General features: G+C 43.5%; 18 protein-coding genes. 15 read left to right on the top strand and 3 right to left on the bottom strand.

Annotated features, from left to right (window positions below):
• Positions 1-19: 19 nt before the first annotated feature.
• Both HMPREF0650_RS07915 and HMPREF0650_RS07920 read left to right on the top strand, forming a co-directional pair.
• A complete protein-coding gene (locus tag HMPREF0650_RS07915) occupies positions 20-2,368 on the top strand; it encodes a GH92 family glycosyl hydrolase (RefSeq protein WP_004349835.1) in 2,349 nt (782 codons plus the stop codon).
• 65 nt (positions 2,369-2,433) lie between these two features.
• Complete coding sequence (locus HMPREF0650_RS07920; RefSeq protein ID WP_040562916.1) at positions 2,434-3,534, top strand: Mrp/NBP35 family ATP-binding protein; 1,101 nt, start codon at positions 2,434-2,436, stop codon at positions 3,532-3,534.
• Positions 3,535-3,665: 131 nt separating this feature from the next.
• On the opposite strand, the gene HMPREF0650_RS07925 is transcribed toward HMPREF0650_RS07920, so the two are convergent.
• The 3 genes from HMPREF0650_RS07925 to fmt form a co-directional block, all read right to left on the bottom strand.
• Positions 3,666-5,453, bottom strand: coding sequence for a chloride channel protein (locus HMPREF0650_RS07925; RefSeq protein ID WP_004349837.1), 1,788 nt, complete (start codon positions 5,451-5,453; stop codon positions 3,666-3,668).
• Between the two features lie 75 nt (positions 5,454-5,528).
• The gene (locus tag HMPREF0650_RS07930) at positions 5,529-6,098 is read right to left on the bottom strand and encodes an L-threonylcarbamoyladenylate synthase (RefSeq protein WP_004349838.1); all 570 of its coding nucleotides are present in this window, start codon (positions 6,096-6,098) and stop codon (positions 5,529-5,531) included.
• A 127-nt stretch (positions 6,099-6,225) separates the two neighbouring features.
• Positions 6,226-7,197, bottom strand: coding sequence for a methionyl-tRNA formyltransferase (gene fmt, locus HMPREF0650_RS07935; RefSeq protein ID WP_004349839.1), 972 nt, complete (start codon positions 7,195-7,197; stop codon positions 6,226-6,228).
• Positions 7,198-7,848: 651 nt separating this feature from the next.
• Here fmt and glf point away from each other — a divergent pair.
• The 13 genes from glf (at position 7,849) to HMPREF0650_RS08000 (ending at position 21,173) form a co-directional block, all read left to right on the top strand.
• The gene (gene glf / locus HMPREF0650_RS07940; protein ID WP_004349841.1) at positions 7,849-8,988 is read left to right on the top strand and encodes a UDP-galactopyranose mutase; all 1,140 of its coding nucleotides are present in this window, start codon (positions 7,849-7,851) and stop codon (positions 8,986-8,988) included.
• Positions 8,989-8,998: 10 nt separating this feature from the next.
• Positions 8,999-10,060, top strand: a complete 1,062-nt coding sequence (gmd, locus tag HMPREF0650_RS07945) for a GDP-mannose 4,6-dehydratase (RefSeq protein ID WP_004349843.1) — start codon at positions 8,999-9,001, stop codon at positions 10,058-10,060.
• An 88-nt stretch (positions 10,061-10,148) separates the two neighbouring features.
• Positions 10,149-11,360 carry a GDP-L-fucose synthase family protein gene (locus tag HMPREF0650_RS07950; protein WP_004349844.1) on the top strand — a complete coding sequence of 404 codons (1,212 nt, stop codon included), beginning with the start codon at positions 10,149-10,151 and terminating at the stop codon, positions 11,358-11,360.
• A gap of 44 nt (positions 11,361-11,404) precedes the next feature.
• On the top strand, positions 11,405-12,475 hold the full coding sequence (locus HMPREF0650_RS07955) for an AAA family ATPase (RefSeq protein WP_004349845.1): 1,071 nt from the start codon (positions 11,405-11,407) through the stop codon (positions 12,473-12,475).
• Positions 12,476-12,480: 5 nt separating this feature from the next.
• Positions 12,481-13,131, top strand: coding sequence for a DUF4276 family protein (locus HMPREF0650_RS07960; protein ID WP_040562898.1), 651 nt, complete (start codon positions 12,481-12,483; stop codon positions 13,129-13,131).
• Positions 13,132-13,177: 46 nt separating this feature from the next.
• Positions 13,178-14,428, top strand: coding sequence for a nucleotide sugar dehydrogenase (locus HMPREF0650_RS07965; protein ID WP_004349847.1), 1,251 nt, complete (start codon positions 13,178-13,180; stop codon positions 14,426-14,428).
• Positions 14,429-14,476: 48 nt separating this feature from the next.
• Positions 14,477-15,724 carry a hypothetical protein gene (locus tag HMPREF0650_RS07970; protein ID WP_004349849.1) on the top strand — a complete coding sequence of 416 codons (1,248 nt, stop codon included), beginning with the start codon at positions 14,477-14,479 and terminating at the stop codon, positions 15,722-15,724.
• A gap of 43 nt (positions 15,725-15,767) precedes the next feature.
• Entirely contained in the window at positions 15,768-15,977 is a 210-nt protein-coding gene (locus HMPREF0650_RS07975) for a hypothetical protein (RefSeq protein WP_040562900.1), read from the top strand.
• A 39-nt stretch (positions 15,978-16,016) separates the two neighbouring features.
• Positions 16,017-16,724, top strand: a complete 708-nt coding sequence (locus HMPREF0650_RS12475) for a plasmid pRiA4b ORF-3 family protein (RefSeq protein ID WP_004349850.1) — start codon at positions 16,017-16,019, stop codon at positions 16,722-16,724.
• A gap of 311 nt (positions 16,725-17,035) precedes the next feature.
• Positions 17,036-17,737 carry an acyltransferase gene (locus HMPREF0650_RS07985; RefSeq protein ID WP_004349851.1) on the top strand — a complete coding sequence of 234 codons (702 nt, stop codon included), beginning with the start codon at positions 17,036-17,038 and terminating at the stop codon, positions 17,735-17,737.
• Positions 17,738-17,748: 11 nt separating this feature from the next.
• Entirely contained in the window at positions 17,749-19,272 is a 1,524-nt protein-coding gene (locus HMPREF0650_RS07990; RefSeq protein WP_004349852.1) for an MATE family efflux transporter, read from the top strand.
• Positions 19,269-20,189, top strand: a complete 921-nt coding sequence (locus HMPREF0650_RS07995) for a polysaccharide pyruvyl transferase family protein (RefSeq protein ID WP_004349853.1) — start codon at positions 19,269-19,271, stop codon at positions 20,187-20,189. Before HMPREF0650_RS07990 ends, HMPREF0650_RS07995 begins: the two co-directional genes overlap by 4 nt.
• Before the next feature lie 18 nt (positions 20,190-20,207).
• Positions 20,208-21,173 carry a glycosyltransferase family 2 protein gene (locus HMPREF0650_RS08000; protein ID WP_004349856.1) on the top strand — a complete coding sequence of 322 codons (966 nt, stop codon included), beginning with the start codon at positions 20,208-20,210 and terminating at the stop codon, positions 21,171-21,173.
• Positions 21,174-21,183 lie beyond the last annotated feature (10 nt).

Consider the following 21,183-nt stretch of genomic DNA (forward strand, 5'->3'; position numbering starts at 1 on the left):
AATAAATATGTAGGCAGAAATGAAAATCAAATATATCATTCTTTCCCTGTTCGTGGCCATGCAGAGTGTGGCTGTGTGTGCATCCCAAAAACGACCGAAGCAAATGGATAAGCCAGCCATCGCTTATGTCAATCCTTTTGTGGGCACCGATGGTTATGGCAATGTTTACCCTGGTGCGCAGATTCCTTTCGGCGGTATTCAAATCAGTCCCGATACGGATGAACATTTTTACGATTGCGCTTCGGGGTATAAATGGAACCGAAACTCCATCCAAGGATTCTCATTGACGCACCTCAGTGGTACGGGAATCCCCGACATGGGTGACTTTCTCTTCATGCCAGGCACGGGAAAAATACGGCTTGAGCCAGGTACTGATGAAGCGCCGGACAGTGGTTATCGCAGTCGTTTCTCACATAATGACGAGCAGGCGACACCGGGTTATTACTATGTGAACTTGAAAGATTATGGTGTCAAGGCTGAGATGACGGCAGGTGAACGTAGTGGTATTTTCCGATTTACTTATCCGAAGACCGATTCAGCCTTTGTGCTAATCGATCTGAACCATACGCTTTGGCAGAAATGTGTGTGGTCGAACATCCGCGTTGAAGACGATCATACCATTACAGGATACAAACTTGTCAAGGGATGGGGACCCGAGAGGCACATCTATTTTAGAGCCGAATTCTCGCATCCGTTCCGTCATTTCATGATTTATCAAGATAAAAAGCCGGTTATTTACAACACGAGTCGTTTTAGAAGTAATCGTGAAGCGTGGGGACCCAACATCCTGTTCACGGCAACATACAATACACAAGATGATGCTGTGGTAACGGTGAAGACCAGTATTTCATCCACTTCGACCGATGGTGCCAAGCTGAATATGCAGGAATTGCAAGGCCATACTTTCGATAGCCTTAAGCAGTTGGCCGAACAAAAGTGGCAGAAAGAACTGTCAAAGTACGAGATTACCGGCAGTGAACAACAGAAACGCACCTTCTATACCTCGGCTTATCATGCTGCATTATGCCCATTTACGTATGATGATGCTGATGGTAGGTACAGCGGTCTGGACAAGAACATCGAGCAGGCGCATGGGTTTACCAACCGAACCGAGTTCTCTCTTTGGGATACTTATCGTGCCTGGCACCCTTTGATGAACCTGATTCATCACGACATTCAGGCCGATATCGCCAATTCGATGCTGGCTCATTATGACAAGAGCGTGGAGAAAATGTTGCCATTTTGGTCATTTGGCAGTAACGAAACTTGGTGTATGATTGGCTATCACGCAGCTGCGGTGCTGGCAGACATGATTTGCAAGGAGGTGAAAGGGTTCGACTACGAGCGAGCTTTCGAGGCGATGGTGCGAACAGCCATGAACCCTAACTACGATGGATTGCCCGACTATCGATCCAAAGGCTATGTGCCATTCGACAAAGAGAATGAATCTGTTTCCAAAACACTGGAGTATGCATTCGATGATTATGCCATTGCACAGGCCGCAAAGAAGCTGGGAAAGACCAGAGAATATACCTATTTCCTGAACAGGGCATTGAGTTATCAGAATCTTTTCGACCACCAAACCAAGTATATGCGTGGCAAAGACGCCAGTGGAGCATGGCGATCGCCTTTCTCACCCATTGCTTATCAGGGACCAGGGTCGGTCAATGGATGGGGTGATATCACCGAAGGTTTCACCGTGCAGTATCATTGGACGGTTCCACAGGATGTTCAAGGACTGATGAACCTCATGGGAAAAGACAAGTTCCGTGAGCGTTTGGATTCGTTGTTTACCTACGATTTGCCAGATGATATACCCGGTGCGCATGACATTCAGGGACGAATTGGTGCTTATTGGCATGGCAATGAGCCTTGTCATCATGTGGCTTATCTGTACAATTACTTGGGCGAAGGTTGGAAAGGACAGAAGATTGTCAGGGAAGTTGTTGACCGATTCTATGGTGATGAGCCAGGTTCTCTCTCGGGAAATGACGACTGTGGGCAGATGTCTGCATGGTGCATTTTCAACAGTATGGGCTTCTATCCGGTGGCACCCTCAAGCGGATATTACAATATAGGTTCGCCTGCCTTGCCAGGTGTCACGCTAACGATGAGCAATGGAAAGAAGATTGTGGTCACAACCAAGGGTTGGAGCAAGAAAGCAGTGTATGTTAATAAGGTGTTTTTGAATGGGAAACCCTACACTAAATCCTACTTGAAATGGACCGACTTGAAAGAAGGAGCCCACATACAGTTCGTCATGTCGACCAAACCGAATAAGAAATGGGCCACACAGCCGCAAGACATTGCACCATCGTTGTCGGCTCCTGGCAAAACAATGACTTATCGAAAGGGCATGAACCTGTAATCAATCAATTGAAAAAATCGCTTCAAAAAGAAGGGATGACAACGCTAAATACAAAACATGAGAAGATGACTTTATATCCAAAACTAATTACTGAGGCATTGGCAACGGTGATGTATCCCGGAACCAAGAAGAACCTCATTGAGAGCGACATGCTGGCAGATGACGTCCGAATCGATGGGATGAAGGTTGAGTTTACCTTGATATTTCCCCGCGAAACCGATCCTTTTCTGCGGTCAACGCTCAAGGCTGCCGAGGCTGCCATCCATTTCCATGTGGGAAAAGAGGTTGAGGTGAACATTAAAACCGAGTTCAAGACCGCACCAAGACCAGAGGTCGACAAGCTGCTTCCGCAAGTGAAGAACATCATTGCGGTGAGCTCTGGCAAGGGTGGAGTGGGCAAGTCGACCATCTCTTCCAATCTGGCTATCGCCTTGGCGCAACTGGGTTACAAGGTGGGATTATTGGATGCTGACATCTTCGGTCCATCCATGCCCAAGATGTTCGGCGTGGAAAACGAGCGAGTTTATGCCATTGAGAAAGAGGGCAGACAACTCATTGTGCCGATAGAGAAATACGGTGTGAAGTTGTTGAGTGTGGGTTTCTTTGTCAATCCTCAGACCGCAACGCTCTGGCGAGGCAGCATGGCGTCGAATGCGCTGAAGCAATTGATTGCTGATGCTGATTGGGGTGAGCTGGATTACTTCATCCTTGACACGCCACCAGGTACAAGTGACATTCATTTAACATTGCTCCAGACGCTCGCCATCACGGGATCGGTCATCGTGAGCACGCCACAGAAGGTGGCTTTGGCTGATGCCAGGAAGGGTATTGATATGTACCAGAACGACAAGGTGAACGTGCCGATTCTCGGATTGGTGGAAAACATGGCTTGGTTCACACCCGCTGAACTGCCTGAGAACAAATATTTCATTTTTGGAAAGGATGGCTGTAAGCAGCTGGCAGACGAGATGAAGCTGCCATTGTTGGCGCAGATTCCCATCGTGCAGAGCATCTGTGAGAACGGTGATGGTGGCGAACCGTCGGCTGTTCACACTGATACGATGACGGGACAGGCCTTTCTTAACCTGGCACAAGCGGTGGTCACGGTGACCAACAGACGAAACAAAGAGCAGCAACCCACAAAGATTGTCAAGGTAAACAAATAGGGTTACCCTAACAAGCAACCTTCATTTTCAGCGTCGCTGGCATGGATAACCAGCGCTACGCTGCTGTAAAAATGTGGCAAACATGAGGCACGGAGAAACCTCCTGCTTTCGTGTTTGCCATTTATTTTCAATCACTCTGCCGAGAAGTCGGCCACCGTCTTGCGGTACATGGAATACAGTCGGGTGCGTTCTATAAAGCCAGTAAGCTCTCCGTCCACGTCAACCACCGGCAAATAGTTGGCGTTGGTCTTGTCAAACTTCTCCATTACCTCTTCCATGGAGTCTTTAATGCCCAGTGTAGCTTTCGGGGGTATTAAAATTTGTTGCACGGTGAAGCGGTGATACAGTTCGGTTCTGAACATCACATGCCTAATCTTGTTAATGTCAATGATGCCCAGTAAGATGCCTGCCGTGTTCACGACAGGGATGAAACTGGTGTGACTTCTGCTGATTACACTCACCAACTTCCCTAACGGCATGTCTAGGTCTACGGTCGTATAGTCGTGGTCTATCACGCTATCCAGGCTCATGAGCGTTAGGATTGATCGATCTGTATGATGGGTGAGCAGTCTGCCTTGGCGCGCCAGACGCGTGGCATAGATGCTGTGTGGCTCGAAGATGCTGATGACCATCACCGACACAATGCTCACCATGATGAGCGGTAAGAACAGCGAATAGCCGCCCGTAAGTTCGGCAATGAGGAACACTCCGGTCAAAGGGGCATGCATCACCCCAGCCATCACCCCGGCCATTCCCAGCAGTGTGAAGTTCTTTTCGGGGATGTAGGTTCCCACCTGATTCATGTTCCACACACGCGCAAAGAGAAAACCGCCGAACCCTCCGACGAACAGGGATGGCGCAAAGGTTCCTCCTACGCCACCCGCTCCGTTGGTAGCCGATGTGGCAAAAATTTTGGTGAGCAGCACTAAAGCGATGTAGATGACCAGCAAGCCCGAACTGCCTGCGAACAACGAGTTGTTCATTACAGCGTTCCAATCGGCTTCCGTGTTTCCGTTAAGCAAGATATTCAGCGAATTGTAGCCCTCACCATATAGTGAAGGAAAGAAAAATATCAATGAACTCAGCAGGATGGCTCCTAAGAAAAGTTTGGCGAATGGGTAGTCTTTGAGCTGTTCGAACACCCCTTCGCATTTGCTCATCATGCGGATGAAGTACAGACTTACCATGCCGCAGAACAGTCCCAGCAGGATACTTGCCGGTATGCGGTCGATGTTCCAAGCACTGTCGAGTGTGAAATCGAACAGCGAGCGGTTACCCACGAAGATGTATGTGAAGACGGTTGCCGTGACGGTAGAGGTGAGGATAGGTAGCAGCGATGCCATGCTGAGGTCTACCATGAGCACCTCCAGCGTGAACACCAGGCCGGCTATCGGGGCTTTAAAGATGCCTGCGATGGCGGCGGATGCGCCACAACCCACGAGCAACATCAGCGTTTTGTTGTCCATTTTGAACAACTGTCCGAGGTTACTGCCTATCGCCGATCCCGTCAGCACGATGGGAGCCTCGGCACCTACCGACCCGCCAAAGCCGATGGTGATGGCCGATGAGATGACCGATGTCCAACAGTTGTGCGCCTTCAGCCTTGACTGCTTGGTGGATATGGCATACAGCACCTGCGTGATGCCGTGCGAAATGTTGTCTTTCACCACATATCTCACGAAGAGCGACGTGATGTATATGCCGATAACGGGAAACAGCAGGTACAGCCAGTTGTAGGTGGTGGCATCGAAACCGGCAGTGAGTAAATGTTGAATCTGTCTGATGATGAAGTGCAACACATAAGCGGCTACCGAGGCGAAGATACCTATAAAAAAGGCCAGGATGGTCGCCATCTGACGATTGGTCAGATGTGTCAGTCTCCACTTGTGAAGCTTGTTGATATAGGTTGTTAGTTGCATCGTTTATCCTGTTGTCGCCTGTTTTGTGAAAAGCGTGTGGTGTGGCCGTGGCGACAGCTGTCAAGGGCGTGTGTTTTATTTTCTGATGATGGTTACTTCTCCATCTTCTGCCAGCTTAATGATGCTGCTGGGCGTGTGGGGTTTGTGCTCCTGTCTGCGCGAATGGCACACATAGTCAACCGCATCGAGTATCTCCTGACTGATGTCGCAGTAGTTGGCTGCTGCCGGTTCACCGCTGACATTGGCGCTGGTACTTACCAAAGCCTTCTGAAAACGGTAGCACAGTTCGTGCGAAAAGGGTTCTTTGGTAATGCGCAGGGCGATGCTTCCGTCTTCTGCTATCAGGTTGGGAGCCAGGTTGATGGCACCATCCAGGATGATGGTCGTTGGCTTCACGGCCACGTCCAGCAAGTCCCAAGCCACATTGGGTACCTGCCTCACATAGCGTTGCAGCCGCGCATCGGAGTCGACCAGACAGATGAGTGCCTTCGAGTCGTCCCGCTTCTTGATTTTGTACACTTTGGCCACGGCTTCAGCATTGGTTGCGTCGCAACCTATTCCCCACACGGTATCGGTGGGATAAAGTATCACGCCTCCCTGTTTCATCACCTCTATGGCGTTCTTGATGTCTTCTTGTATGGTCATTTTGAGTTTGTGAGTTTTTGAGATTTTTAAGTTTTTAAGATTCTCTGGTTACTGGTTATTAGGCTAATTAGGCTAATTAGGCTAATAAGGCCAATTGGGCCAATTAGGTTTATTGGCCTAATAGCTTTTATTCCCTCCACCCATTCAGGAAGTCTTTCGCCTTCATGCGTTTCTTGCCCGCCATCTGCAGCTCAGTGATTTCCAGCCAGTTGTCTTCGGTTGCGAAATACAGTTTCTTGTTTTCCACCCACATCGTACCCGGTGTCTCATCAGCCGCAAGGTTGGTTTTGCTTGATTTGTAAATCTTCAGCGTCTGCTGTTTGCCGTTGCCATCAGTGGCGATGGTCCATGCTGCCGGATACGGACTTAGTCCGCGGATGAAATCGTATACGCGTTTGGCCGGCTGATGCCAATTGATTTGGCACGTCTCCTTAAAGATTTTCGGTGCCTGATGCAGTTCGGCTTCGTCCGCCGCATAGTGTTCTTGCGGTGTCGATGGAATTTCTCCGCCGTTCTCAATCAATTGGTCAATGGTTTCAAGGCATAGCTGTGCCCCCAGTACCATGAGATGATTGTAGACATACTCTACGTCAGCATCGTCGGGAATCGGCATCGTTTTTTGCAGGATGATACGCCCAGTGTCGATTTGATGGTCCAGGAAGAACGTGGTGACACCTGTGGTTGTCTCGCCGTTGATGACAGCCCAGTTGATGGGTGCGGCTCCCCGATACTGAGGTAAGAGTGCTGCGTGCACGTTAAAGGTACCCAGTGGGGGCATGGCCCACACCACCTCGGGCAGCATGCGAAAGGCCACAACCACCTGAAGGTCGGCTTTATAGCCAGCCAACTGCTCCACAAAGGCGGGGTCTTTCATCTTCTGAGGCTGCAAAACGGGCAACCCTTGCGCCAAGGCGTACTTCTTTACCTCGGACGCTTGCAGCGTGTCGTGATGACGACCTACGGGCTTGTCGGGTTGTGTGATCACAGCCACAACGTTGTAATCTCCCTCCACGAGTGCGCGGAGCGAGCCTACGGCAAACTCCGGGGTGCCCATGAAGACGATTCGTAGATTCTCTTTCGTAAGTTGTTTTTGATGCATCTGTTTGAGATGGATTTGTAGTTCGAGATACAAAGATAGGACAATTCGTTAGGATAGCAAATATTTTGAACTTTTTTTCTTTTTGTTTTGCTGTATTTTCCTTGTTTTTCTACCGTTCCAAAGTCATTGACTTTGGCGTGTAAAGTCAATGGGTTTGGAGGTTAAAGTCAATGGGTTTAGGGGTTAAAGTCAATGAGTTTGGAAAAGGAGGTCTATGGAGCTGTGAAAATGATGCAAACGGGCTGGGTTTTTGATGTTGAATCTTGGCACCGACGTTTTCTGTATTCTGACTTTTGCGCCTATAATAATAGATGTAAAAATTGCAGTATTGAAGAAAAATATTTAACTTTGCCCACAGAACTAGATACGCTATGTTTTGAGTGCTCTGCGGGTGATTCAGTTGCCCTACGGTGGAGTTGAGAAACGGAGAAGAGTAAGCGCGCTTGCCTGTCAGCTGGATGGGTGAGGAGAAGATGGTTTATCCTTTTTCGTTCTATGCTTTACAGAGCATTCAATTCCTTTTTCAGCAGTGTGTACCTATTCATCCATGATATAGAGAACTTAGGATGAATTCCTGCGGTCGAGCGTGTGTATCATGCGCAGAATCGATGATACATCCTATCTCACTCCTTCCCCCCTTTTACGAATATTGTGGCTTTGAGTACCCAAAAATATGATTTTCTCATTGTTGGCGCAGGTCTCTTTGGTTGTATGTTTGCTCATCTGGCAACCCTGCGAGGCAAAAAGTGTCTGGTGATTGACAAACGGCCTCACCTGGGCGGCAATCTTTATTGCGAACACCTGGAGGGCATTCACGTGCATCGGTATGGCGCTCACATCTTCCATACGAACAGCAAGCGGGTGTGGGATTTTGTTAATTCCATCGTGGAGTTCAATCGCTACACCAATTCGCCGGTGGTCAATTACAAGGGACAGCTGTACAATCTGCCGTTCAACATGAACACGTTTTATCAGATGTGGGGAGTCACCACGCCGGCAGAGGCGCAGGCTAAGCTTGACGAGCAGCGTGCCGAAGCTGTGGCTAAGATGAAAGCCGAAGGCATTGACGAGCCTCGCAACTTGGAAGAGCAGGCCTTGGTGCTCATCGGTCGCGACATCTACGAACGGCTCATCAAAGGCTATACGGAGAAACAGTGGGGGAGAAAGTGTACCGAACTACCCGCATTCATCATCAAGCGGTTGCCTGTGAGGTTGGTTTTTGACAATAACTATTTTAACGACCGCTATCAAGGCATTCCCATAGGAGGATATAACAAGCTGATAGACGGACTGTTGGATGGGGTTGAGACCCAGGTGAACACTGACTTCTTTGTCGATCGGGACAAGTGGAAGGGTGTGGCCGACAAGATTGTATATACCGGGAAAATCGATGAATATTTCGACTATGCTCTGGGCAACCTTGAGTATCGCACCGTGCGTTTCGAAACCGAGGTGCTCAACACGGCCAACTACCAGGGTAATGCGGTGGTGAACTACACGGAGGCTGAGGAGCCCTACACGCGTATTATCGAGCACAAGCACTTCGAGATGTTCGGTCCGGATGTGGATAAAAATCCCAAGACTGTCATCTCGCGTGAATATTCTACGGAGTGGGCACCCGGCATGGAATCCTACTATCCCGTGAACGACAGTCGCAACAGCGAACTGTATGCCCGCTACAAGGCGTTGGCTGACAAGGAGGAAAACGTGATCTTCGGTGGGCGTTTGGCAGAATATAAATATTACGACATGGCACCGATAGTAGACAAGGTGCTGAGCATGTTTGATTAAGATAAGAATAATGACAAGTTCAAAAATAGCTTTAATCACCGGTATCACCGGGCAGGACGGCAGTTATTTAGCCGAATTCCTCATAGATAAAGGATATGAAGTGCACGGATTGCTGCGCCGCAGTTCGTCGTTCAATACGGGGCGCATCGAACACTTGTATTTGGACGAGTGGGTGCGCGATATGAAGAAAGACCGGTTGGTGAACCTGCATTGGGCCGATATGACCGACTCTTCGTCATTGATTAGAATCATTGGCGAGATTCATCCTACAGAAATATACAATCTGGCGGCACAGAGCCATGTGAAAGTGAGTTTCGACGTGCCCGAATACACAGCCGACACCGATGCTATTGGTGTGCTTCGATTGTTGGAAGCAGTGCGTATTTGCGGATTAGAAAAGAGTTGTCGCATCTATCAGGCCAGCACGTCAGAGTTGTTTGGCAAGGTACAAGAAGTTCCACAGAAGGAAACAACACCATTTTATCCACGGTCGCCCTACGCCGTGGCCAAGTTGTATGGCTTTTGGATTATGAAGAATTATCGCGAAAGTTATGGCATGTATTGCTGCAACGGCATTTTGTTCAATCATGAAAGTGAGCGGAGGGGCGAGAATTTTGTGACCCGAAAGATTACGTTGGCCGCAGCACGTATCGCACATGGATTACAAGATAAACTGTATCTTGGCAACCTGGATGCCCGTCGCGACTGGGGGTATGCACCCGATTATGTGCAGTGCATGTGGTTGATGTTGCAGCAAGAGCAGCCTGATGACTTCGTAATTGCTACAGGAGAGTATTATAGTGTGCGCGATTTTGCTACCTTGGCATTCCATTATGCAGGCATCGAGCTTGAGTGGAAAGACAAAGGGATGAACGAGAAGGGCATTGACAAGGCTACCGGCAAGGTGCTTGTGGAGGTAGATCCCAAATACTTCCGTCCTGCGGAGGTTGAGCAGTTGCTTGGTGATCCCACAAAGGCAAAAGAGAAATTGGGCTGGAATCCCCGCCAAACCAGCTTTGAAGAACTGGTCAAGCGAATGACAGAGTATGATTTGAAGAATGTGAAAAAATAGGGAAAATAGCTTTTTTTCTTTCTAGATTACCTAGATTTCCTAGGATTCCTAGTGTTCCTAGGAAATCAACAAACCCCATCCATTCATCATGGCATTATCAAAAACATCTAAAATATATATCGCTGGGCACCATGGCTTAGTGGGTTCTGCCATCTGGAAGAATCTTGAAGCAAGAGGGTACAGCCAACTGATAGGGCGCAGCCATAGTGAGTTAGATTTAACCAATCAGCAAGCCGTTGATGACTTTTTCAAGAAAGAACGTCCTGATGCGGCGGTGTTGGCCGCTGCCTTTGTGGGAGGCATCATGGCGAACAGTCTGTACCGAGCCGACTTCATCATGCAGAACATGATGATGCAATGCAACGTGATTTCGTCGGCTTATAAATATGGTGTGAAAAAACTACTCTTCTTGGGTTCCACCTGCATCTATCCAAAGAATGCACCACAGCCCATGAAGGAGGATGTGTTGTTGACCTCGCCTTTAGAGTACACTAACGAAGAATATGCTATTGCCAAGATTGCGGGACTGAAGATGTGCGAGAGCTATAACCTGCAATATGGGACGAACTATATTGCGGTGATGCCCACCAATCTATATGGGCCCAATGACAACTTCCACCTGGAGAACAGTCATGTGATGCCTGCCATGATGCGTAAGATATATTTGGCTAAACTGATTCATGAGGATAACTGGGAAGCCATTCGGGTGGATATGAATAAGCGTCCTATCAATCCTGTAAAAGCTCTGGCAGAGCAGATAGGAAAAGACAATGTTGACGGCGAGTGTAGTAAAGAACGAATCTTGCAAGCATTGAAGTTTTATGGCATAGAAGACAACAAGGTAACACTTTGGGGGACAGGTTCGCCACTGCGAGAGTTCCTTTGGAGTGAGGATATGGCAGATGCTTCGGTACACATCCTCCTCAATGTAGACTTTAAGGATATCATCGGCATTGAGAAATATTCGAGCGTGTTTTACGGTACTGCGACCGACGGTGAGGTAAATCGCAACAATAGCGAGGGGCGTGGCGGTGCTATTCCATCACTTGGTGAGATACGCAACTGTCATATCAATATAGGTACGGGAAAGGAACTGACCATCAACCAACTCTCCGAACTCATTGTGCGAACCGTTGGCTTCACGGGAACCGTTGTGTGGGATGAAAGCAAACCCGACGGAACTCCACGCAAACTCATAGATGTGTCAAAGCTGCACTCTTTGGGCTGGACGCACAAAGTGGAAATTGAAGACGGTGTGCAGAAGTTATACGATTGGTATAAGCAGTCGCTGCAAGGATAGAATGCTATCTGATTCTTACTCCATTCCATTATAAAATTAGCATCATGGAATCTATCGAAATTAAAGGCTATAAATCAATTAGAGATTTGAAGCTGAAATTGTCACCCGTTAATATATTAATAGGTGCAAATGGCAGTGGAAAGTCTAATTTGTTGTCTTTTTTTGAACTGTTGAAAAATATGTATCTTCAACGGTTGAAAGAATATGTGGCTTTGCATGGAGGAATGGATAAATTCTTGTTTGAGGGAAGTAAAATAACAGATACGATTTATTCTCATCTTGATTTTGGTAAAAATGGTTATTCCTTTGAATTGAAAGCTGGTACAGAGGGGTTTGTATTTACCAAGGAGGGATTATGGTATGCCAACAATCCGTATATGAACAATCCCATTGACATATCTTCTTTTCAGACCGAATCAAAGCTTAATGATTCATCTGTTCCGCGAGCAAATTTCATCAAGAATTACTTGGCTGGTTTAGAGAAGTACCATTTCCACGATACCAGCGAGCATTCGCCATTTACACAGTGGTCAAATATACATAATGATATTTACCGCTTATATGATAAAGGTCAAAATTTAGCAGCTTTCTTGTATCATATTAAAAATGATAATCTGCAAAAGTATAATTTTATCGTTAAAACGGTACAGAGCATAGCGCCATACTTTCGTGATTTCTCTTTTCATCCTAATGCGAAAGGGGATTTGAGATTGCAATGGGAAGATCGGTATAGCTCTATGGTGTATGGTGTTAATGATTTGTCAGACGGTACGATGCGTTTTATTGCTCTGTCTACTTTATTCCTTCAACCAGCCTTACCTCAAGTAATCATCATTGACGAGCCTGAGTTAGGATTGCATCCTGCCGCTATTAGTAAGTTGGCTGGGCTCATTAAGTCGGCAGCCGCAAAAGGATGTCAGGTGATAATAGCCACACAATCGACAGAATTGCTTTCCAATTTTGAACCACAAGATGTAGTTACCGTAGACCTGATAAACGGTGAAAGTCATTTTGAGCGATTGGATGCCGACCAACTTTCTCAATGGGTTGATGAATATACACTGGACGAATTGTGGAAGCTTAGCATTATCAGCAAAGCCCAACCAAATACTTGATACGGATGTCAGTAAAACGACTGATTATAATATGTGAGGGAGAGACAGAGCAAGAGTTTTGCAAAGCCCTGTTGATGCCTGAGTTGTCTAAGCAGAACATCAGTGTATACTGCCCACGCATAAAAAAGTCAATGGGGGGAATTGTTAAGTGGGACGATTTGAGAAAGCAGATATTAAATCATCTCAGAGAAAACGCTTTTGTTACTCTGTTCATTGATTATTACGGTATAACAGATAAGCATCACTTTCCTGCTTGGGAGGAGGTGCTGTGTAAGCAAGACAAGCAGGAGATAATAAATCGCTTATGCGAGGGAATGGAATGTGATATCAATGATAGGCGCTTCATACCTTACATTCAGTTGCACGAATTTGAGTCCTTGCTATTTCATGACATAGATAGTTTTGATCATGTCTTTTCTGAAAAAGATTACATTGATAGAGGCGAGCTAACTCGCATTCTTGAACAATATCCAAATCCAGAAGAAATCAATAATGGGCGTGACACATCACCTTCGCACAGACTATCCAAAATAATCAATGGTTATCAAAAGGTGATATATGGCAATATCATTGCCATGGAGATAGGACTTGATGGGATAAGGAAGAAATGTCCCTTATTTAACAAGTGGGTAGAGAGATTGTTGGCTTTGAGCTAAGACTACTTTTGTAAATGGTAGACCAAACGAAATATAATTTTATCCTGTGAACAAAAAATATACCATTGCCGTAGCGGGTACGGGTTATGTAGGATTAAGCATCGCCACGTTGCTCAGTCAGCATCATCATGTCTTGGCTGTTGACGTGGTGCAAGAGAAGGTAGACAAGATTAACCGACGAGAATCTCCTATCAGTGATGAATATATAGAAAAGTTCTTTGCCGAGAAACAACTTGACCTGCAAGCAACCCTTGATGGAGAAACGGCTTACAAGCAAGCTGACTTTGTGGTGATTGCCACGCCAACTAACTACGACCCTGTAAAAAACTTCTTCGACACTTCGCATGTGGAAGAGGTCATCGAGTTGGTGATGAAGGTAAATCCTCATGCCATCATGGTTATCAAGAGTACGGTGCCTGTAGGATATACGAAGAGCGTCAGTGAAAAATACAATTGTGGAAACATCCTCTTTGCCCCAGAGTTCTTGCGTGAGAGTAAGGCTCTCTATGACAATCTCTATCCCAGCAGAATCATCATGGGTCGGCCAGCGGGGAATGAAAAGTTAGAGCAGGCAGCCCACGTTTTCGCCTCGTTGCTTCAGCAAGGCGCAATGAAAGAGAATGTTGACACACTGTTCATGGGTACCACCGAGGCTGAGGCGGTGAAACTGTTTGCCAACACCTATTTAGCTCTTCGTGTCAGCTTCTTCAATGAATTGGATACATATGCCGAGATGAAAAACCTCTCCACCAAAGATATTATCCAAGGGGTAGGACTTGACCCACGCATAGGCTCGTTCTACAATAATCCCTCGTTTGGTTACGGTGGCTACTGTCTGCCCAAAGACACCAAACAACTTTTGGCCAACTACGAGGATGTTCCCGAAAATCTGATTGAGGCTATTGTACAGAGCAACCGCACGCGTAAAGACTTCATTGCCGATCGTGTTTTACGCAAAGCTGGTTATTACGATTATTTCAATCGGGGAGCTTTTGATACCTCCAAAGAGAAAAAATGCGTCATCGGTATCTACCGCCTCACGATGAAGAGCAACAGTGACAACTTTAGGCAGAGCAGCATTCAAGGCGTGATGAAACGCATTAAAGCCAAAGGTGCCGAGGTTATCGTTTACGAGCCTACGCTCGAGGACGGTACCACTTTCTTTGGCAGCAGGGTGGTTAATGATTTGGATGCGTTCAAACAACAGTCGCAAGCCATTGTTGCCAATCGCTATGACAATTGTTTGGATGATGTGGAAGAGAAGGTATATACTCGAGATATCTTTAAGCGGGATTGATGGATTTAACAACTTAAAAAATCAATTATATTCACTTAAATCCTACTTATGAAAACTTATATTAACTCTTGGTTGCTCTGTTTGATGCTGTTATTTCTTGGGACAGTAGAAACACATGCACAAAGGTTCTATTTCAAGCAGTTATTCAATAGTGCTAAATATAAATATGGCAAAAAACAAACTCAGAAAACATTTACGCCTACCGTTAAACTTTATAACCATCAATGGGAATTAACGGTTGACGGAGTACTTGTTAAATCGTCTCGGAATACGGATTGCCTGCATGTGGGGAAAGATAAAGAAAAGTCTCAGCTCATTCGTTTAGAAACCAAAACCCTGTTTACGGATGTGGATTTAGTAAGAGTGTGCACAGATATAGCAATAAAACGAAGAGATTATAAAGTAAGTATGACCCTCGGTTCGGATAATGATAATTATAGTGATACACGTAATTTAACGAAAGATAAAGATAATCTAAATAATAACCTAAGTATTTTTTATATCACAGAGGGTAACATAAATAGTGGAACTCTAAAAGTTGAAATGAAAGGAGAAAAATATGAAGAAGGAGCTCTATATTTGTTTTTTATAGAAGTCGCTTCCGTTTTATCCGATCAGCAAAAACTACAAACACAACACATCAAATCTGGAAAGACTTATTCATACCAAGTGCAGCGCACGTTCGCATCTGACCATTGGAACACCATCTGTCTGCCGTTTAATGTAGACGCTGAAACTCTGAAACAGGCATTTGGTGAAAATTGTAAGGTAAGACAATTCACAAAGGTGGTTGAAAACAACGTGTTGAAGTTTGATAAAACAAATGCGATAAAAGCAGGTGTTCCTTACCTCATCAAGCCTAAGGACAAGGTCAAAAATCCTATCTTCTCAAACGTAGTTTATAAAGATGTGGAACCGCAGACAGTTCAAGATGAAACAGGGCGATATGCCTTCGTTGGCACATTCGCCCCAGTCAACTTAAAAGTTGATGGCTCCGAATTGTTTTTGTTGGCTAATGGCAACCTTGCCAAACCTAAATCCGAAGAGGTGAGTGAAATGTATGGCATGCGGGCCTACTTTAAAATAAACCAACAAACCAGTTCTTCGGCCAAGCAGAATACTTATGCTATTGATTGTGGTAGTGAAACGGTGAATGGAATACAATCACTGCGGGTACATCCTTCAACAAACAACCAGCATATTTACAATTTGCAAGGCGTAGATGTAGGCACGGACATGCATCACTTGCCAGCAGGTGTGTATGTGGTGGGTGGGAAGAAAATAATGAAAAGGTGAGGAGTAAGACAAACCCTATTCACCAACTCATTCACGAACAATCATGAGACATCAACACTACACGGCTCCTGAACTGTCCACCTTTCATTTGGACGAGGCTTCATACACTCTTTTAAACACGTCCCCTAAGAAACATATCACTGAAAATAATGATATCAATGTCATCGGCAGCCCCGAAGAAGATGATGCTCATGATGCCTGTGCCAAAGAGTTTATGTTTCTGGACGAAGATGACTTTGACGATAGTGAGTGATTTTTTCAACCTTGATACTGATAAGATTCACTGATTTCAATGACGAATAAAAAGGCAAAAATCATAAAGCAGACACAGCCAGAGCCAATATTCGATTTGCAACCGCATGATATCGATGCGTTGGCGGATGCTTTGGCATCATTCGCTGGAGGTAACAAGTTCATAGCACGTATGGCGACGACAAGTCCAAGAGGAAAGAAGGGACTGAAACTCACCTATCAATTCAAAATTAAGTTGCGAGGTATCACCAAGCCACCCGTATGGCGGCGTGTGTTGGTGCCTGCCAACTTCACCTTCGCAGGATTCCATGCCGTGATTCAAGAGGCGTTCGGCTGGTGGAACGAACATCTGTATAGCTTTGGAGACAAACCTTACAGTCGTGTGCTGACGATAGCCGAGGTACATGACGAAGATTGGAGCGACACTCCCGACTATAATGCCCGAGCGTTCACGGTGGGAGAGTTTTATGGGGAAAAGCTCGATCCTAAACATAAACTCTGTTACGTTTACGATTTTGGAGATGACTGGATTCACGACATCACGCTTGAGGACATTATAGAAGAATTGCATCCCCATGCCTCGTGTACGGCTGGCAAAGGAGCCTGTCCCGAAGAAGACTGTGGCGGTCCGTGGGGATATGAAGATATGAAAGAAAACGGAGAGGTTGACGACCCTAAGGACTTTGACTTGGAAGCGGCAAAAGCATCAGTAGAAGCGGTCGAACCCGAAGGGTATGAACCATGGTGATACAATAGTATGTTAATCAAAAAAATGTGGGATAAGTATATAGGACATGGAAGCCAAATACCCCCTACACACAAACTAACGGCTTGTGTTTTTTCCATAAACAGCTGAGATAGCTTTATAAATCCCGACGTTTGTGTAGTAGATTCGTCAAACAATCATATCGACACCAATGGAAACTCATCGAAAATGATGCAGGCGGTTCCTCTCCACACCTTTTAGTCTTGATATAGAAGATGTGTGGGGAGACGGGTGGGAGTAGAATATTCTATTTCAAACAGTAGCTAATTCTACATATGTTAATAATAAAATAAATGAATATAATTAAGCGAATTTATCATTTTATTGGTTTGCTTTATCGTTGGAGCAGCAGTGAACGTTATATTGATTACTTAAGAAAGAAAGGAGTAACAGTTGGTAACAATGTTATCTTTTGTGAGCCTCGGTCAACAGCTATTGACGTAAGTAGACCTTGTTTAATAGAGATAGGTAACGATGTTAATATTAACACGCATTTTACTATTATGACGCATGATTTTGCTAATTTTGTTTTCAGAAATTATATGTTTGATTATGTTAATAATTGTGGAAAGGTTATCATTGGAAATAATATTTACATCGGAACAAAAGTAACGATATTACGCGGAGTAACTATTGGTGATAATTGTGTTATTGGGGCAGGGTCTATAGTAACAAAAGACATTCCTGCTAACTCTGTAGCAGTGGGTGTGCCATGTAGAGTGGTATCTACCATCGAAAAGTATTACGAAAAACGTAAATCAGCGGGGTTAGAAGAAGCTAAAGAATATATTAGATATTTCAGAAAACATAATCATAGAAATCCGAAAATTTCCGAAATGAGAGAGGAATGGATGTATTTTGTAGATGCTACCAATATGGATCAATATCCCGAGATACCAATAAAACAACGTGTAGGGAGAGGCTACGATAAATGGCTTAAAGAATATCGTGCTCCTTATAAATCATATGAGGAGTTTATGAACTCTGTTAATTAAAAAAATAGGTTGTGAAAGACACTTCTAAAAGAATTGCTTTTAACACAGTGTATCTTTATGCGAGTAGCATAGTTCAATTGTTTTTGGGGCTCTATATGTCTCGTGTCATTTTACAGGCATTGGGTGTAACTGATTTTGGTATTTATGGAGTTGTTGGCAGTATTGTTGTTGTGTTAAATTTCTTGAGCACGGCCATGGGCGGTGCTTCGATGCGCTATTTATCTTTTGAGTTGGCAGAAGGAACGATTGATAGAAAGAAGGAAGTTTTCTCTGCTGTTTTCACAGCTCACATTGGTTTAGCAACGGCATTGTTCATATTAGCTGAAACGCTGGGACTGTGGTATTTATGCACTGTGATGGTGATACCAGAAGATAGATTTATTGCAGCTCACTGGGTTTATCAGTCTTCTGTAATTATTGCTGTCATAAATATTATTCGAGTACCTTTCACGGCGCGTATCAATGCCAATGAGCAAATGGGCTTTTCGAGTTTTTGGTCCACAATAGAAAGCTTATTAAGATTTTTAGGAGTAGTTATTCTGTTATGGTTAACCATGGATAAATTGAAAGCGTATGCAGTGATCATGGTTGTCCTGACAATTTTCATATTTGTGGGATATTTTCTATTTTGCACGAAGAATTTTTCGGACACTAATTGTCGAATATCTCATAACAAAAAGATGTTAAAAGGAATTTTAAGCTTTGCGGGGTATTCCGCATTTAGTTCTTCATCCAACATGATGCGAATTCAGGGAAACAATTTGCTAATAAACAAGTTTTTTGGAGTAGTAATGAATGCATCAGTGAGTATAGCGTCTATGGTTTCAGGATATATAGCTGGATTTACGATGAACATTATTACAGCGTTTCGTCCTCAAATCATCAAGAAATATGCTTCTAACGATTTGGTTATGATGAGTATTGATATGACAAATTGTTTGAAATTTTGCATGGCAATATTTTCTCTATTTGCTGTACCGATTTTTTTGGAAATAAATTATGTTCTATATTTATGGTTGGGAAACATTCCTGATTTTTCTGGTCTCTTTTGCCGGATATCTCTTATAGGAAGTCTTTTTAATTTAATGGGATTAGTTGTTATTATAGGTATTCAAGCAACTGATCGTGTTAGAGTTAATTCATTTATGATAACAGCCATCACTTTCGTATCACTTGCTGTAACTTTATTATTATTGCAGTTGGGTTTGCCGGCTTATATTGTATATGTTGTTTCTGTTTTTGCAGACATCATTATTTTATGGCAAAGTATACGTAATTTAAAATTTTTGATACCTCAATTTGAAAGTGGTACTTATATAAGTATTATTTTAAAAATTATCGTATTTATGCTTATAGGTGCTGCGCTGGCTTTGCTACCCCATTTAGTTTTGCAGAGTTCCTTTGTCCGGTTGGTATTGGTTACAATTACATATACGATTGTTTTTGGAGGCTTATTTTGGGTTAATATGCTGGACAAGGAAGTTAAGCACTATGTTATAGGTAAAATATTTGAAATTAAGAATAGGCGGTTATGAGAATGTTACAAAAATACGTTAAGCTATTTCTTATACAATTGTATTATACAATAATTTATTATATTCCTAATATAGTGCGTGATATTATAATACTGTCAAAAGGAAAACACACAATTGCACTGAAAGCTTTTTTGGATACTCGATGGGGAATATACCGGAAACAAAATTGGGGGGATGATATGAATATGGTTATATGTAATAGCTGGTTTCACTGCAATATAATATCGTACGCGACATCTGTTTTTTCTTGGCTTCTTTCGCGCGAGAATTATGCTTTAGTTGGATCTATTTTACAGAGTGCTAATAAAAATACTATTGTCTGGGGGAGCGGCCTTATTTCAGATAAAGAATTTCCAAAGGAGAATCCCAAGCAAATCTGTGCAGTTCGTGGTCCTTTGTCTCGCCAAGTATTGCTTAGTCATGGAATTAATTGTCCTGAAGTGTATGGCGATCCTATTTTATTATTATCTAAATATTATCAACCACAAGTAAAAAAAATAAATAAACTTGGTATCATACCCCATATATATGATGAGAATAACGAGGTGATTGACAAGTATATAGAGAATCATTCTTCTGTAATAAAAATCAGTATGAGAAAATACTCAAATTGGAAAGATGTTATAGATAAAATAGCGTCATGCGAGCAAATTTTGTCAAGCTCATTACATGGTATTATCCTGGCTGATACTTACGGTGTGCCTAATACATGGGTAGAGTTTTCTGACAAAGTGTTAGGTAATGGCTTCAAGTTTAGAGATTATTTTTCATCTGTAAAACGACCAATAAGTTCAGCTATTGTTATACGACAGGAGAAGGATATTATTAAAATTGAAAAGCAGGAATCAAATTATACGGGTATAGACATTGATTTAGATCTTCTGGTTCAAGCATGTCCTTTTACATTACATTTTTAAAAATAATTTTTCTGAATAATGAACCCCAGGATTTCAATTATCATTCCTATCTACAATGCGGCAGATTTAATTGATCGCTGTATTAAGAGTATCTTAAGCCAAACGTTTCAAGATTATGAAATTATCATTGTGGACGATGGCAGTACAGATGATAGTTTATCTGTTTGCAAAGAGATAGCTAAGAAAGACGATCGTATATCTATTTTTCATCAACAGAATGGAGGACAAGTAGCGGCACGAGGTCGTGGATTCAAAGAGTCATCGGGAGATTTTGTTTATTTTGTTGATGCTGATGATTTTTTACCTAAAGATGCTTTAAACAGTCTTTACAGTCGAGCTATGAAACATAATTTGGATATTGTAGATGGTGCGTCAATATCCTATTTTGAAGATTTTACGATTAAAGAGAAGGTGATTTTTCCACAAGAAGGAGTTTTTGACAAGCTTGATTATCTTCGCTTAATGTTTAAGAATCAAGCAAATAATGGTACGCATGCTTGCTTAGTTAAGAGAACTCTTTTCACTTCTGAGGTTTTTGATATACCACGAAATGTGCGGTTGGGAGAGGATGCTTTCATACATTTATGTTTTACTCAGCAGGCTAATCGTATAGGCATCTTTAATGATATTGTTTACTATTATGTACAGAATAGGAATTCTATCACTAATAATTATGTATATACATCGATAAGGCCTGTTGAGTATCAGATAGAATCTATTAGAAAAATCCTGGAGAAATATGATCAGTTTGAGATGTTTAAACATCCTTTTTATAATCGTGCCATAGGGCATTTGATAACGGCATGCATTCGTAATCCGAAGTTAGTAAGTGATCCTTATGTATATCGTATTGCGAGCGAATCTTACCCTCTAATCAATAGTTTTAGTGGAAAAGTGTACTGTTTGGTTATGAAATATCCATTTTTTTTACCTTTTTTACGAAAGATTAACAACTTGCGAAAACTTTTAAAAAAAATATATTAAAGAATTACTT

Source organism: Hoylesella buccalis ATCC 35310 (assembly GCF_000177075.1).
Taxonomy (GTDB): domain Bacteria; phylum Bacteroidota; class Bacteroidia; order Bacteroidales; family Bacteroidaceae; genus Prevotella; species Prevotella buccalis.